Here is a 14896-nt window from a genome sequence, read left to right as displayed (position 1 = left end):
CTCGCAGATATTACAGCTGAGCTTCGATGGCTGTCTTGTCTATAATTGACCACACCTCGCGAATTTTCCCTCTCTGAAACTCATAGAATACGTTCTCGGCAAACGAAATTCTCTTCCCGCTCACATCGAGCCCAAGGAACATTCCCCTTGGCGTGCAGTCGAAGCTTAGCCGGCTCGCTATATAAGGCGGATCGGCAACCAATAGCTGAATGTCGAAGTAAAGGTCCGGAATTTGGTCGAAGTCTCTCACCAACATTTCGAGATAGCCGGACAATCCGAGCTTGCGACCGTTGTGGGTCACTTCATCATGGACAAACCGCCCCAGGTTTGGCCAATCCTGCTTGTTTAGACATGCAATATAGCCCCGATAACGATCTGAGAGGTCGGATTTAGTCACGGCAACACCTCTATTTCCGACAAGCCCCACAAAGGCAGCATCTCAGCTTGACTGGGTGACGTCGGTCTGCGTGCACCGGAAACGCAAAAAAGGATACCAGACGGCCAGCATCACGAATTTCCACATCACGAATTTGACGACGGAATTTCAGGCGCAGACGCGGTTGCGCCCTTGCCTCTTCGCCTCATAGAGCTGGCGATCGGCGCGGCGATAGAACTCCTCGGCGGTTTCCTTGCGATCCCAGACAGCAAGCCCGACGCTGGTGGTGATTTTCAGTCGGACATTACCTGTCAGCACCGACATGTTGGCGATCGCCTTGCGGATGCGCTCGGCGAATTTGGATAGCAGCTCGGCATCCATATTGGGCGTGACCACCGCGAACTCCTCGCCGCCGAGGCGCGCCACCACGTCGTGATAGCGTGTCATGTCCTTGAGACAGTTGGCGACCGCCCGCAACACCTCGTCGCCGACATCGTGGCCGTGGCTGTCGTTGACCTGCTTGAAATGGTCGAGGTCGAGGATCATCAGCCCGACTGGTTTCTCGATGCGGCGGAACTCTTCGAGATATTCCTTCAGCGCATCGTCGAAGTAGCGCCGGTTCTGCATGCCGGTAAGGCTGTCGGTGAGCGCCGCATGCTCCAGCGTCTCTGAACGCGCGCTGAGCGAAACGGTCATGGCACGCAGCTTGCCTTCTTCCGTCGCCTGCTTTCGGATCAGCGGGTAGATGAAGAAAATGCCGAAGAACAGCGCAGTCGCCAGCAGCACGCCGGTCACAAACAGCAGCTTGTTGAGATAGATGATTTCATCGAGTTCCGAAGGCGTATTGCTAATGTCGGCGGCCAAGGTTTGCAGGAGCCCATAGGCGTAAAGCGTCACCAGGCCGGCGGCCAGGATCACAAAAATAAAGACGAAAAAGGCTGATTCCGCCTTGTGGAAACGCATCTGCTCCCCGTTGGAAAGTTCCTATCGATCTTATGGCATGCGGGAACTTACGGACAGTTAACCTGGACAACTTCAACGCGAAATGGCCCCTCGGTGTCGACTTTTCAGGTTGCGCTCGAAGGAGGGGGTGAGGGCATCGAGTCGATCCCCTCACCCGGACGCAATCTCCGCCATTCCGGGCCCAATTGGTGCCTGAACCAGGTCGTCTGCCGTTTGGCATATTGCCGCGTCGCGATCTTCGCGCGCTCGATGGCCTCGGGAAAACTGATGGCGCCGGCCAGCGCGGCCTGGAGCTCGCGAACACCGATCGCCTTCATCGCCGGCAGGTCGGGATCGAGGCCGAGCGCCGAAAGCTGCTTCACCTCGTCCAGTGCCCCCTTGTCCAGCATGCTGTCGAAGCGGGCATCGATCCGCTCCACCAGCGCCGCTCGCTCCGGCTCGATGACGAAAAAGCGCGCGCTGCTCCTGTCGATCAACGGCCGGCCACGCGCGGCCTGCCATTCCAGGATGGAACGGCCCGATGCGTCGAGCACCTCCAGCGCCCGCACGATGCGCTGGCCATCCGTCGGCCTCAGCATCATGCCGGCCGCAGAATCCTCGCGCAACAGGATGCGGTGCAATCTCACTGCGCCCTGTTCCTGGAGTTCGTAGCGCCAGCGATCGCGGATCGACTTCGGAATGTCGGGCATCTCCGAGATACCTTCCGTGAGCGCCCGGAAATAAAGCCCGGTACCGCCGACGAAAATCACTGGCCGCTCCGAGAGCGTGCCGTCGTCCATCAGCTTCGTGACATCACGCAACCAGGCGCCGGTGGAATAGGCGGTGGACGGATCGACGTGTCCATAAAGAAAGTGAGGGACGCGGGCGAGTTCGGCAGGACCTGGCCGCGCCGTCAGCACGTCGAGCACCGAATAGCCTTGCATGGAATCGGTGTTGACGATGACACCGCCATTGCGCTCGGCGAGGTCGAGTGCGATCGCCGACTTGCCGCTGGCGGTCGGCCCGGCTATCAGGATCGCGTTCTTCAGGCGGCCTTCGCCCGCCTGTCCGCTGGAATTTTCGATGCCGCTGATCGCCACGCTTCTATCCCATCCCGCTGGCCGCGCATTGACGCCGACGCTAGCGAATATGGCCTCGCGGTCGGTCGGCGCAAGCGCTGTTCGCTGGCTGGCCGAAGACATCGCCTGCGAGCTCGACTTGCCGGAGACCGCCGACGCTTCCGAAATAACGGCGCGCCTGCATGCCGCGCTTGCTTCCGAACCGATCGACGTGGCCGTCCAGCCGGCTGAGAACAGGCGCAAGAAGATCCTGATCGCCGACATGGATTCGACGATGATCGACCAGGAATGCATCGACGAGCTTGCCGACGAGATCGGCGTCAAGGATCGTGTCGCCGCCATCACCGCGCGATCGATGAACGGCGAGATCGCATTCGAGCCGGCCTTGCGCGAGCGCGTAGCGCTGCTCAAGGGTCTCGATGCCGCAATCATCGACCGCATCATCGACAATCGCCTGACGCTTGCCTCCGGCGGCCGCACGCTCGTCCAGACGATGGCGGCCCGCGGCGCCTGGACGGCGCTGATCTCCGGTGGTTTCGACATCTTCACCAGCCGCATCGCGGCATTGCTCGGCTTTCACGAAAATCGCGCCAACCGCCTGATCGAGCAGGATCGCCGCTTCACCGGCTTGGTCGCCGAACCGATCCTCGGCCGCGCCGCCAAGGCCGAAGCCCTTATCGAGATTTCCGGCCGCCTCGGCCTGACACCTGCCGATGCCATTGCCGTCGGCGATGGCGCCAACGATCTCGACATGATCCGTCTTGCCGGCATCGGCGTCGCCTTGCATGCCAAGCCGGCCGTGGCAGCCGCGGCAAAGATCCGCATCGACTACGGCGACCTCACCGCCTTGCTTTATCTGCAGGGTTATCGCCGGGAGGAATTTGTCGAATGACGCCGATCTGCACCGAGCGCCTGATCCTGCGCAACTGGGAAGATCGTGACCGCGAGCTCTTCCATCGCATCAATTCCGACGAGTTGGTCATGGAATTCTTTCCGTTTCGCCGCGACCGCGCCCAGGCTGACGCCAAGATGGAGGAGTTGCGCGTGGCTATCGATCGCGACGGCTTCGGCTTCGCGGCCGCTGAGATCGCAGCCACAGGTGAATGCATCGGCTTCGTCGGCATAACCCGAACGGATCATTTGCCATTCCTGCCGCCCGGCACGATCGAGATCGGCTGGCGGCTGGCACCCGAATTCTGGGGCCGCTTCTATGTCACCGAAGCAGCCGAAGCCTGGCTCACCTATGGCTTTGAAAGACTTGGCCTCGACGAAATCGTGTCCTTCGCAGTCAAGGATAACAGCCGGTCCACTGCCGTCATGGAGCGCCTGGGCATGATCGCCGACCCCGCCTCCGACTTCAACTATCCAGGTGTTCCGGACAACCACACCGCACTCAGGCGACATGTCTTCTACAGGCTGTCACGCACAGACTGGCAGGCAAGAAAAAGAGCGGCCCGCTAGCCGCCCTTTTCCTTTCAACATCAGAGTGTTGCAGGCTCTTCCGGACTCAATCCATCCGGATTGTCACAAACCTCAGCTCGCCGGTCTTCGACGCCAGCATCAAAAGCGCGTTCTTGCGCCCCTGCTCCTTCAGCGCGCCGATCCGGTCCATGACGTCCTTGGGCGTTGCGACCGATTCCTGCGCGATCTCGGTGATCACCTCGCCCGGCTGGATGCCGCGTTCGGCCGCCGCCGAATCCTTTGAGACGTCGGTCACGACGACGCCGGAGATGTCGGCGGCGATGCCGAATTTCGTGCGCGTCTCGTCGTTGAGCTCGCCGATCGTCATGCCGAGCACGGAAGCCGTCGAAACCGCAGGCGCCTTGTCGGCGTCGTCCTGGTCGGTGTTGCCGTTTTCACCGCCGCTGGCGAGCTTTTCGCCGTCTTCGAGCCGGCCGAGCGTCACCTTGACCATCTGCTCGACCCCTTTGCGCACGATGATTACGTCGACCGCCTTGCCGACTGGGCTCTCCGCCACGACGCGCGGCAGGTCGCGCATTTCATGGATGTCCTTGCCGTCGAACTTGATGATGACGTCGCCGGCCTGGATGGTGCCGTTGTCGACCGGCCCGCCCTTGATGACGCCGGCGACCAGCGCGCCCTTGGCGGTCGCCATGCCCAAGCTCTCGGCAATGTCGTCGGTCACCGGCTGGATGCGCACGCCAAGCCAGCCGCGCCGCGTCTCGCCGAACTGGCGAAGCTGGTCGACGACGCCCGTGGCAAGCTGCGACGGGATCGAGAAGCCGATGCCGATCGAGCCGCCCGACGGCGAGATGATTGCCGTGTTGATGCCGATGACCTCGCCGCTGCTGTTGAACAGCGGTCCACCTGAATTGCCGCGGTTGATCGCGGCATCGGTCTGGATGAAATCATCATAGGGACCGGAATTAATGTCGCGATTGCGCGCCGAGACGATGCCGACCGTCACCGTGCCGCCGAGACCGAACGGATTGCCGATCGCCATTACCCAGTCGCCGACACGCATCTTGTTGGAATCGCCAAACTTCACAGCCGTCAGCTTGTGCCCTTTCGGATCGACCTTCAGCACCGCGACGTCGGTCTTGGTGTCGGTGCCGACCAGCGTCGCCTTGAGCGTCACCCCATCGGAGAAATTCACCTCGATGTCGTCGGCATCGGCAATGACGTGGTTGTTGGTCACCACGATGCCCTGCTCGGCGTCGACCACGAAGCCGGAGCCCAGCGATTGCACCTTTTGCCCGCCGCCGCCCTTGTCGCCGCCACGGTTCTTGAAGAAATCGTCGAAGAAGTCCTGGAAAGGCGAGCCTTCCGGCAGCTGCGGCATCGGCACTGCGCCCGGCCCCTCAGTGCCTTTAACAGTCTGCGACGTCGAGATGTTGACCACGGCGCCAAGCAGGCCGGCGGCGAGATCGGCAACCGAGGGCGGCCCGTCGGCTGCCATCGTCGGCGCCACGAACGAGGGAACGGCAACGGCGCCGACCAGAAGCGCAGCGGCCCCGGCGATGAACGTCCGCCTCGCTGCACGCAGAAGGGTGGTGGATGTCATCGAAAGGCCTCCGGGTGTTCTGAAAAAACCGCTTCGGCAAAAATGCCGGTCCGCGTCATGTTGGCAAGAAATAAGGCACGTTTGCGGCTATGGCTACGGCCAGAGGATAAATCCTCCGTTACGCCGGCGCCCCTGCACCGGCCCTACTGGCCGGTGCCTGGCTGTGCCGCCGGTGCGGCGGGAGCGGCAGGCGGTGGTGCCGCCGGTGCCGCAGGCGTTTCCTTGCTGTCCGGGTCGCGGAAAAAGCGGAAGAACTCGGAATTCGGCGACAGCACCATTGTCGTTCCGGTGCTGTTCAGCGCCGTGCCATAGGCATTCATCGACCGATAGAAATCGAAGAAGGCCGGATCGCGCTGATAGGCACCGGCAAACGTGGCGCTGCGCTGGGCTTCACCTTCACCACGCAGGATTTCAGACTCTTTTTGCGCTTCGGCGACGATTTCCACCACTTCGCGGTCGGCGCGAGCCCTGATCCGCTGCGCTGCTTCGTTGCCGCGCGCTCTCAGCCGCTCGGCTTCGGCGAGACGTTCGGCCTTCATGCGGTCGAAGGTCTGCTGCGAAACTTCGGCCGTGAGATCGGTGCGGCGGATGCGGACATCCTCGATCTGCAGGCCAAGCGAGGTGGCATCGGGCCTCAGCTGATCGCGCACCTCGCGCATCATCACGGCGCGCTCTTCCGAGAGCGCCGCCTCGAAGTCTCGCAGGCCATAGACGCGGCGCAAGGCGGCGTCGAGACGCGTCCTCAGCCGGGCCTCGGCCAGTTCGATCTGGCCGGAGACCGCGGCGCGGAACACACGCGGGTCCGAGATACGATAGGCGATAAAGGCATCGACCTCATAGAACTTGCCGCCCGAGACCTGGACGCGGATGTTGTCGAGGTCGAAGCGCAGCACCCTGTTTTCGATCAGCTGCACGGTGTCGGCATCGAAAAAGGAGAATGGCGCCTTGAAATAGATGCCCGGCTGGTTCTTGACGTCGACGATTTCGCCGAACCTGAGCACCAGCGCCTGCTGGCGCGCATTGACGACGAAGACCGACGAATAGAGCAGGAACAGGATGACCGCGGCGATGACCGCAATGACGGGAAGACGGTTGGCCATCACTGGTTTCCTCCGGTGGCCGGTGCCGGCGCCTTCTGCTGCAATGCCGGCAGCGGCAGGTAGGGAACCACCCCTTGCCCATTGCCCTGCTCGACGATGACCTTGCTCGAATCCTTCAGCACCCTCTCCATCGTCTCCAGGTAGAGCCGCTTGCGCGTCACTTCCGGCGCCTTTGCATATTCGTCATAGACCGAGATGAAGCGCTGCGCCTCGCCTTCGGCCTCCTGCACGACCCGGTTCTTGTAGGCGGCCGCGTCTTCGCGGATCTGTGCGGCCGCACCGCGCGCCTGGCCGAGCTTCTGATTGGAATACTGATTGGCCTGCTCGACGAACTTGTCCTCGTCCTGTTCGGCCCGCTGCACCTCGTCGAACGCGTCTGCCACCTCACGCGGCGGCGCGGCGTCCTCGATCGAAATTGCGTTGACGTTGAGGCCGGCCTTGTAGCCGTCCAGCGTCGTCTGGATGATCTCACGCACCGACGCTGCAATGCCTTGCCGGTCGTCGCGGAAAATGTCCTGCGCCGGGCGCCGGCCGACCGCTTCGCGCATCGCGCTTTCGGCGACCTGCTGCAGCATGCCGTCCGGGTCGGACACGTCGAACAGATAGGCCTTAGGGTCGGAGACCTGATAGGCCACAGAGAACTGCACGTTGACGATGTTCTGGTCGCCGGAAAGCATCAGGCCATTGCCGCTGGAACTGCCGCCGCCGATACTGACAAGCTGCTCGGCGATGTTGGCGGTCTCGACCGTTTCGATGGGCCACCAATGGAAATGCAGGCCAGGCTGCGAGAGCTCCGCCTTCGGCTTGCCGAACCTGAGCTCGACCGCAACTTCGTCGGGCTGCACAGTGTAGACCGCCTTGAACGCCCATAGCACCACCAGCGCCGCGGCAATCAGCCCGAACACGGCCGGGCTCGCGCCACCGCCGCCCGGCAGCGCGCGCCGCAACCTGTCCTGCCCGCGCCGGATGATATCCTCGAGATCGGGAGGCGAGCCTTGTGGGCCGCTGGGTCCCTTGGGTCCCTGACCCCAAGGCCCCTGATTGTTGCCGCCGCCCCACGGGCCGCCGCCGCCGCTCTTGTCGTTCCAGGGCATGGGTGTCCTTTCGCTTGGAATTCCCTCAAGCGCCGGCTCACCGGCGCAAAATCCAATATTATTCTTCTATAGGGATGCAACGGCACGCTTTCAACGCGATCGGCTGCCGCCACTGTCCGCCTTTTGGGTCCATTTAGACCTGTCGCGATCCTTTGTCGTCTTCAATGCACGTCGCGCCGCCGCTCGTAAACCGAATAGCGCGTCGCATGGCTGTCCTTTTCGCCAGCCGCCACGTCTTGCGAGCGGACGATCCGCCACCGCGCCGGATCGATCGGCGGGAAATGGGCATCGCCTTCGACCGTGGCCAGAACATGGGTCACGTGCAGCCGATCAGCCAACGGCAGCGCCTGAGCGTAGATCTCCCCGCCGCCGATGACGCAGATCTCGTCGGCGCCGGCCATGCAGCGCCCGCGCACCGTCGCCAGCGTGATCGCGTCCTCGATCGAGTGCGCGACTTCGACGCCCTCGGCGCGCCATGCCCTGTCTCGTGTCACCACGATGTTGAGCCTGCCCGGCAATGGCCGGCCGATGCCTTCATAGGTCTTGCGACCCATGATGATGGGCTTGCCCATCGTATCGGCCTTGAACCGCTTGAGATCGGTGGAAAGCCGCCACGGCAACCCACCCTCGCGTCCGATCACGCCGTTCGCGGCGATGGCGACATAAATCGCGAGATCCATCAGCCGCCGTTCCCGCCATCGGATGGCTCCAGCAGCAATATGTCGATGTCGTGCTCGGGGTAGAAGTTCTGCGCCTTCATCTCGAACGTGGTCGGTCCGATCTTCCTGACGTTTTCGCCGCAAAACGAGACAAGGTTCTTCGGATCGCCCTTGTCGACGGTCAGCTTGAACGTACCGATGTTTCCCGAGGCCCAGTTGCCGCCCGTGGTCAGGATATAGGCGATGCGGTTCTCGAAATATTTGGGGTAGCCGTCGGGATCGTCCTTGGCTGCCTTGCGCACGGCATTCTCGAAGGCATCGTCCATGCAGTAGCGTGTCTTGTAGGCGGCATACTGGCCCTGGAACTGGCCGTCATAGAAGAAGCTGACCGAGGAGGTGCCGCCGACGCTCGGCTTGTAGCGATGCGAGACATGGACCGCCTTGTTGGCCGGAAAGGTCGAGCGCCACCAATAGGTCGAGCGCAATTGCCAGAACGGCGTATAGACGGTCTTCATGCCCGAACCGTCGTCGGCGGTGTCCTCGATGATGATGCCGCGATTGACCCAGTCGTCGGTGACCGCTTGCGGCAGCTTTGCCAGCGCTGCCTTGGCCGCATCGCCGAACGGATAGAACGGCACGCCCTGCGCCTTCAGGTCAGCGCCGATGTCGATGCCGAGCGCGAACACCTTCTGCTCGAGCTGCGGCTTTGCCGGCACCCCGTCGACCGTCACTTCGAAGCCGAGGAAATTATCGCTCTGCGCGTCCGGAATTGCCGGTATTTCTTCGGGGTCGCCTTCGATGTCGGGCATCGGGAAGGCGACGATCGCATTGACATCCTTGTCGGTGTTGTTGCGGAAGACGTAGTCGACCGTCACCTTTTCCGGCGAGATGTAGAGATCCTCGCTTTCCATCGCCACCGCATCGCTGCGCGAAAGGATCAGCCCACCAGTGCCGAGTTCGGCAACCGAATCATTGGCGAGCGCAGGCGTAGCCGAGAGCGCCAAGGCTGCGGTCAGGACGTAACGGAACATGGAGACTCCCCCGGCGAGAATGCCAACATGACTCTAGCTGTTCAATGTGGCGTTTCAAAGCCTTTCGGCAAATGCGCCGGCGCCTGCCGGCATGTCGTGTCGGTCTGGACACACCGGTTCCGATCGGGCAGGAGTTGGCCCATGCGCAAGCTTCTCGTCATCGGCATCGGCGCCGGCAATCCGGAGCACATAACGGTCCAGGCCATCAACGGCCTCAATCGGGCCGACGTGCTGTTCATTCCCGACAAGGGCGCCAAGAAGAGCGATCTCGCCGAATTGCGCCGCCAGATCTGCGACCGCTTCGTCACTAATCCGAACTCGCGCCGTGTCGAATTCGAGGTGCCGGTGCGCGCCGAACCGGCGCCTTCCTACCGCTCGACCGTCGACGACTGGCACGAAGCGATCGCCGTGATCTACGAAGGCCTGATCCGCGACGAACTCCCCGAAGATGGCTGCGGCGCCTTCCTGATCTGGGGCGATCCATCGCTCTACGACAGCGCGCTGCGCATCCTGGATCGCGTGCGCCTCAGAGGCAATATCGCGTTCGAGCTGGAGGTCGTCCCTGGCATCACCGCCATCCAGGCACTCGCCGCCAGCCACAAAATGGCATTGAACCGAATTGGCGACGCCATTTTGATCACCACCGGCCGCCGGCTCACCGAGGAAGGTCTGCCCGAAAACGCCGGCAGCACCATCGTCATGCTGGACGGCAAATGCGCCTTCAACACGCTGGACGACAAGGACGTCACCGTCTACTGGGGGGCCTATCTCGGCACCCCCGACGAGATCGTCATCTCGGGCCGGATTGGCGACGTTGGCGACAAGATCGTGAGCACCCGTGAGGAGGCCCGCCGGAAAAAAGGCTGGATCATGGACACCTATCTGCTGCGCAAGCCGGGCGAGCCGGAGGAGTAGCAGGGATCGAGCGCGGCGTGAATTCCGCCGAGTTCACGCTGCGTCGATCTCGGCCTGCAGCGCCTCCATATGCGCCGCCGCTGCTGAAGACGCAGCCCGCTCGATCGCGCGGAAGCGGCTGACCACAGCAAGCCCGACCGACGTCAACTGAGCGCCACCGCCTTTTTTGCCGCCCGTCTGTGCCGCAACCAGCGGCTTACCGAACACCCGGTTCATGTCTTCGACCAGATCCCATGCGTGCTTGTAGGACATCTCCATGCCGCGTGCCGCGGCCGAAATCGAGCCGAAGGCGGCGATCTGTTCCAGAAGCTCGATCTTGCCCGGCCCGATGCGGCCATCTGGATCGAGATTTATCCGCAAACTCAGCGACGGCATTTGCTCCTCCGCGGTGACGCTATTCTACAAGTTCTGCAGCGATACCGCTATTCTAAAACGATATAGCGAATCATCGGCCGCTCACCCATCCGCCTCGGCCGGGAACCCGGCGCCGGTGTTCGCCCGGTCGAAGCTCACTGTCTTGACCACGGCGAAGACCTTTCGACCAAGCTGGAGCCCCAGCGTCTGCCGTGACTGTTCGGTGATGCGGGCAAGCACGGTTGCGCCATTGCAGTCGAGGCCGATCTCGACCGTAGGCCCTTCGCCCGGCTCTATCGCCACGATCGTGCCCGGCAATATGTTGAGCGCGCTGAGGCCGACCGGCTGCTCGGTGGCGATCATCACGTCGCGGGCACGGATGCGGACGCGCACTGGCGCACCGACCGGCGTTGCCAGAAGCGGCACCCGGATCTCGCCCGCCAATGAGCCTAGCACGGTCATGCCAAACGCCTCGTCGTGGCGCAGAACAGCGGTATCCAGCACGGCACCGCCCTCGCCCCGCTCTTCGGCCGGCAATAGATCCAGACGCTGCATGATCGCTCCGGTCGGACCGGTAGCGGCGACCTTGCCTTGCATCAGCACCACGACGTCACTCGCCAACCGCGCCACTTCGGCGATCGAGTGGCTGACATAGACGATCGGAATTTTCGTCTCGTCGCGCAGCCGCTCGATATAAGGCAAGATCTCGGCCTTGCGCGCCTCGTCGAGCGACGCCAGCGGCTCGTCCATCAGCAGCAATTTCGGACTGGCAAGCAGCGCCCGGCCGATTGCCACGCGCTGCTTCTCGCCACCGGAGAGTTTTGCCGGCCGCCGGTCGAGCAGATGACCGATGCCGAGCAATTCGACCACGCCATCGATATCAGCGTAGCGCTCGGCAGCCGGCGTGAACCAACGGCCATAGCGCAGATTGCTCGCCACGCTCATATGCGGAAACAGCCGCGCATCCTGGAACACCATGCCGATCCGCCGCTTGTGTTTCGGCACGAACAGGCCGGCGTCGCTATCGACCAGCACGCGGCCCTCGGCCGCGATACGGCCTTTGTCGGGGCGGATCAGCCCGGCAATCAAATTGATGAGCGTCGTCTTTCCGGAACCGGAAGGCCCGAACAGCGCAGTCAGCCGCCCGGCGCTCTCGAAGCGGGCATTGACGGCGAAACCGCCAAGCCGGTGGCTGATGTCGACCTGAACCGTCATTCGATGTCCATCCGCCGGCCGACACGCCGCGCCAGCACTTCCGAGGCCACGAGTGCCGCCATCGATATGACGATCGAGATCAGCGTCAGCCTGAGCGCTCCGGCGTCGCCGCCGGGAACCTGCGTGAAAGTGTAGATAGCCGACGGCAGCGTCTGCGTCTCGTTCGGGATGTTGGAGACGAAGGTGATCGTCGCGCCGAATTCGCCCATCGCCTTGGCGAAGGAGAGGATCGCACCGGCGATCAGGCCGGGCAGGATAAGCGGCAGGGTGATCGTGCCGAATACCCATAGCGGATTGGCGCCGAGCGTGCCGGCGGCCGCCTCGATTTTGCGGTCGACGGCCTCGATAGACAGCCGGATCGCCCGCACCATCAGCGGAAAACCCATTACGCCGCAGGCGAGCGCGGCGCCCGTCCATCGAAAGGAAAAAACGATGCCGAAGTGCTCGGCCAGGAAAGCCCCGGCCGGACCGCGCTTGCCGAAAGTCAAAAGCAGCAAATAGCCAGTCACCACCGGCGGCAGGATCAGCGGCAGATGCACCAGACCATTGAGCAGCGTCTTGCCCCAGAACTGGCCGCGGGCAAGCACAAGGGCGATTGCTACGCCCGGCGGCAGGCTGGCTATCATCGCCACGGTCGCCACCTTGATCGACAGCCGGACCGCGTTCCATTCGTCGGGAGTAAGATCCAGCAGCCAGTTCATGCGTCAGCGCGTTGCCCTAATTGCTCGGCGCGAGCACGGTAAAACCTTGCGCCTTGAAGAGTTCGCCAGCCTTGGCGGATTGCAGGCATTTTAGGAATGCCGGGGTATCCTTACTCTCCGAATCCGCAAGCTGGGCGACTGGATAGATGATCGGCGGATGGGTACCCGCGGGGAAAGTGCCGACCACCTTCACGCCAGGCTCCGCATGCGCATCCGTGGCATAGACGATGCCGAGTGCTGCCTCGCCGGTCGACACCAGTTTTAGAGCGGCGCGCACATTCTCGGCCTGCGCCACTTGGCCTTCGACGGAAGACCAGACACCGAGCGATTCGAGGGCTGCCTTGCCGTATTTGCCGGCCGGCACCGCCTTGACATCGCCCATGGCAAGTTTGCCGTCACCGACGAGCCCGGCAAGAGCGAACCCCTTTTCAATCCTGGTCTCGACCTTGGAATCCCGCGGCGCAACCAGCACAATCTGGTTACCGAGCAGTTTCACTTCGGTTTCGGGCTTGGTCAGCTTCCTGTCGGAAAGATATTTCATCCAGTCGAGATCGGCCGAGATGAACACGTCTGCCGGCGCGCCGCTTTCGATCTGCCTGGCCAGCGCCGAGCTCGCCGCGTAGGAAATGGTTGCCACCTCGCCGACGTCGGCCTCGCAGGCCTTGTTGACGGCGTCGAGCCCTTCCTTGAGGCTCGCCGCAGCAAACACGACCACCTTGTCATCGGCATAGGCCGCCGGCACCACGACCATCAGCATGGCGGCGAGACCGACTTTGGCAATCGTCGTCGAACCCTTGCGCGTCAGCATGAAACTCTCCTCGTCCCGGATCGCCCGAAGCCGTCTATCGATATATCCATGTGAACATAACAAGGAAAGGTTCTTTACCGGCCACGGTCTTCTGGGCTGAGGTTTTCCTGGCCTGCGATAATCTTCGTTGGATACAGCGGTATCGAGGCCGAAGGAAATATTGCATAAAAACAGCGACCAGGGATTGCGTCAGGTCGACGTCGGCCGATCAAGTTGAATGCTGACACGCCCAAGGGCGTAGCCGCAGTAGGCAATTTCGATATGGACGGTCAGCTATGGTGCTAGACCGCGATCGGTGCCTTGATCGTCGCGTCGGCGAAATAGTTGTCGAGCCGGAAATCCTCGAAGCGGAAAGCAAAGATTTCCTTCACCTCGGGGTTTATCCATAGCGTCGGCAACGCCTTGGGCGTGCGCCGCAATTGCTCGCGCGCCTGCTCGAAATGGTTCGAGTAAAGATGCGCATCGCCGAGCGTGTGGATGAAATCGCCGGGTTTCAATCCGGTCACCTGCGCCACCATCAGCGTCAGCAAAGCATAGGAAGCGATGTTGAACGGCACACCGAGAAAAATATCGCCCGAACGCTGATAGAGCTGGCAGGAAAGCTTGCCTTCCGAAACATAGAACTGGAACAGGCAATGGCAGGGCGGCAACGCCATGGCCTCCACCTCGGCCGGGTTCCACGCCGAAACGATTAGCCGCCGCGAATTAGGATTTTTGCGTATCTCCTTCAGAAGATTCGCAATCTGGTCGATGGCGCCGCCATGGTCGTCCGGCCACGACCGCCACTGTTTGCCATAGACCGGGCCAAGATCGCCGTTCTCGTCGGCCCACTCATCCCAGATCGAGACGCCGTGATCGTTGAGATATTTGATGTTGGTGTCGCCGGCCAGGAACCACAAAAGCTCGTGGACAATCGACTTCAGGTGCAGCTTCTTGGTGGTGGTGACCGGAAAGCCGCGGGCCAGGTCGAAGCGCATCTGGTAGCCGAATACCGAGCGCGTTCCGGTGCCGGTACGGTCGCCGCGATCAGCGCCGTTTTCCAGCACATGCTTCAGAAGGTCGAGATACTGGCGCATCGGCTCCGGTCCGATTCGGGTTGTCAGCCATCATAGCCGAATGACCGTCGGCCGAACACAGCAAAGCGAGACGATTCCAGCAGAAGGCTCACCAGCATCAGCGGCGAGGTTGCTCAGAGCGAGCCGAGCATGCCCAGATCCCTGGCGACAAGGTAGTAGAACGTCACCCGGCTCTTGCTGTTGTCGGCCGCCATCGCCTTGCAGGCCTTTTCGATAGCCGCATCTGCCTTGGCGCCGTCGGTGACGCCGAGCTTGCCGGCGACCCAGCTGTTCCTGACGCGCTTCAGTTCCTCCGGGTCGGTGCAGGACACCAGCGAGGAATCGCGGTTCCTGAGCGCGATGCCCAGATGTTTGACGATCTTGGCGACCGCGTCGGCATCCGCCGCCGCATCATATTTCTTTACGTCTGCAAGATAATCGGCCATCGATTTCCCCTCGTCGGCGCCACGGGATCCGGTTGATGAGGATTGTGGCGCGCTGCCGCAAGTATGCGCTAGGTCTCCTCACCGCCACAAAGCTTC

The 14896-nt window shown here is 62.3% G+C and carries 17 protein-coding genes; 3 read left to right on the top strand and 14 right to left on the bottom strand.

Going from position 1 to position 14896, the window contains the following annotated elements; all coding sequences use genetic code 11:
• Window positions 1-10: 10 nt before the first annotated feature.
• The 3 genes from NKJ84_RS05445 to miaA all read right to left on the bottom strand — a co-directional run bounded on the left by NKJ84_RS05445 (window position 11) and on the right by miaA (window position 2412).
• Window positions 11-397: an ester cyclase gene (locus tag NKJ84_RS05445; protein WP_352505647.1), complete on the bottom strand. Its 387-nt coding sequence runs from the start codon at window positions 395-397 to the stop codon at window positions 11-13.
• A 147-nt stretch (window positions 398-544) separates the two neighbouring features.
• On the bottom strand, window positions 545-1339 hold the full coding sequence (locus tag NKJ84_RS05440; RefSeq protein WP_352505646.1) for a GGDEF domain-containing protein: 795 nt from the start codon (window positions 1337-1339) through the stop codon (window positions 545-547).
• 104 nt (window positions 1340-1443) lie between these two features.
• A complete protein-coding gene (gene miaA / locus NKJ84_RS05435; protein ID WP_352505673.1) occupies window positions 1444-2412 on the bottom strand; it encodes a tRNA (adenosine(37)-N6)-dimethylallyltransferase MiaA in 969 nt (322 codons plus the stop codon).
• On the opposite strand from miaA, the gene serB reads away from it, so the two are divergent.
• A complete protein-coding gene (gene serB / locus NKJ84_RS05430) occupies window positions 2402-3289 on the top strand; it encodes a phosphoserine phosphatase SerB (protein ID WP_352505645.1) in 888 nt (295 codons plus the stop codon). The genes miaA and serB overlap by 11 nt on opposite strands.
• Window positions 3286-3858, top strand: a complete 573-nt coding sequence (locus NKJ84_RS05425) for a GNAT family N-acetyltransferase (RefSeq protein ID WP_352505644.1) — start codon at window positions 3286-3288, stop codon at window positions 3856-3858. Before serB ends, NKJ84_RS05425 begins: the two co-directional genes overlap by 4 nt.
• Window positions 3859-3904: 46 nt before the next feature.
• Here the strand turns inward: NKJ84_RS05425 and NKJ84_RS05420 are convergent, their stop codons facing one another.
• The 5 genes from NKJ84_RS05420 to NKJ84_RS05400 form a co-directional block, all read right to left on the bottom strand.
• Window positions 3905-5422 (bottom strand): DegQ family serine endoprotease, encoded by a 1518-nt coding sequence (locus tag NKJ84_RS05420; protein ID WP_352505643.1) that lies wholly within the window; start codon window positions 5420-5422, stop codon window positions 3905-3907.
• Window positions 5423-5565: 143 nt separating this feature from the next.
• A complete protein-coding gene (hflC, locus tag NKJ84_RS05415; RefSeq protein ID WP_352505642.1) occupies window positions 5566-6522 on the bottom strand; it encodes a protease modulator HflC in 957 nt (318 codons plus the stop codon).
• Window positions 6522-7616, bottom strand: coding sequence for an FtsH protease activity modulator HflK (gene hflK, locus NKJ84_RS05410; RefSeq protein WP_023676693.1), 1095 nt, complete (start codon window positions 7614-7616; stop codon window positions 6522-6524). The genes hflC and hflK overlap by 1 nt, the downstream gene beginning before the upstream one ends.
• A gap of 161 nt (window positions 7617-7777) precedes the next feature.
• Window positions 7778-8296 carry a dihydrofolate reductase gene (locus NKJ84_RS05405; RefSeq protein WP_352505641.1) on the bottom strand — a complete coding sequence of 173 codons (519 nt, stop codon included), beginning with the start codon at window positions 8294-8296 and terminating at the stop codon, window positions 7778-7780.
• Window positions 8296-9306 carry a DUF4424 domain-containing protein gene (locus NKJ84_RS05400; protein WP_352505640.1) on the bottom strand — a complete coding sequence of 337 codons (1011 nt, stop codon included), beginning with the start codon at window positions 9304-9306 and terminating at the stop codon, window positions 8296-8298. Before NKJ84_RS05400 ends, NKJ84_RS05405 begins: the two co-directional genes overlap by 1 nt.
• 141 nt (window positions 9307-9447) lie before the next feature.
• Between NKJ84_RS05400 and cobF the strand changes: the two genes are divergently transcribed.
• A complete protein-coding gene (gene cobF, locus NKJ84_RS05395; RefSeq protein WP_352505639.1) occupies window positions 9448-10221 on the top strand; it encodes a precorrin-6A synthase (deacetylating) in 774 nt (257 codons plus the stop codon).
• A gap of 33 nt (window positions 10222-10254) precedes the next feature.
• Here cobF and NKJ84_RS05390 read toward each other — a convergent pair whose 3' ends face one another.
• The 6 genes from NKJ84_RS05390 to NKJ84_RS05365 all read right to left on the bottom strand — a co-directional run bounded on the left by NKJ84_RS05390 (window position 10255) and on the right by NKJ84_RS05365 (window position 14800).
• Entirely contained in the window at window positions 10255-10596 is a 342-nt protein-coding gene (locus tag NKJ84_RS05390) for a winged helix-turn-helix domain-containing protein (protein WP_023676697.1), read from the bottom strand.
• An 81-nt stretch (window positions 10597-10677) separates the two neighbouring features.
• Window positions 10678-11790 carry a molybdenum ABC transporter ATP-binding protein gene (gene modC, locus NKJ84_RS05385; protein WP_352505638.1) on the bottom strand — a complete coding sequence of 371 codons (1113 nt, stop codon included), beginning with the start codon at window positions 11788-11790 and terminating at the stop codon, window positions 10678-10680.
• Window positions 11787-12491, bottom strand: a complete 705-nt coding sequence (gene modB, locus NKJ84_RS05380; protein WP_254818937.1) for a molybdate ABC transporter permease subunit — start codon at window positions 12489-12491, stop codon at window positions 11787-11789. The genes modC and modB overlap by 4 nt, the downstream gene beginning before the upstream one ends.
• A 16-nt stretch (window positions 12492-12507) precedes the next feature.
• Window positions 12508-13299 (bottom strand): molybdate ABC transporter substrate-binding protein, encoded by a 792-nt coding sequence (gene modA, locus NKJ84_RS05375; protein WP_502896044.1) that lies wholly within the window; start codon window positions 13297-13299, stop codon window positions 12508-12510.
• A 281-nt stretch (window positions 13300-13580) separates the two neighbouring features.
• Window positions 13581-14375: a thymidylate synthase gene (locus tag NKJ84_RS05370; protein WP_352505637.1), complete on the bottom strand. Its 795-nt coding sequence runs from the start codon at window positions 14373-14375 to the stop codon at window positions 13581-13583.
• A 113-nt stretch (window positions 14376-14488) separates the two neighbouring features.
• Entirely contained in the window at window positions 14489-14800 is a 312-nt protein-coding gene (locus NKJ84_RS05365; protein WP_254818940.1) for a DUF2853 family protein, read from the bottom strand.
• Window positions 14801-14896: the final 96 nt, after the last annotated feature.

It is taken from the genome of Mesorhizobium sp. M0048 (assembly GCF_040323405.1).
Lineage (GTDB): Bacteria > Pseudomonadota > Alphaproteobacteria > Rhizobiales > Rhizobiaceae > Mesorhizobium.
This window is presented reverse-complemented; position numbering and strand designations above follow the sequence as displayed.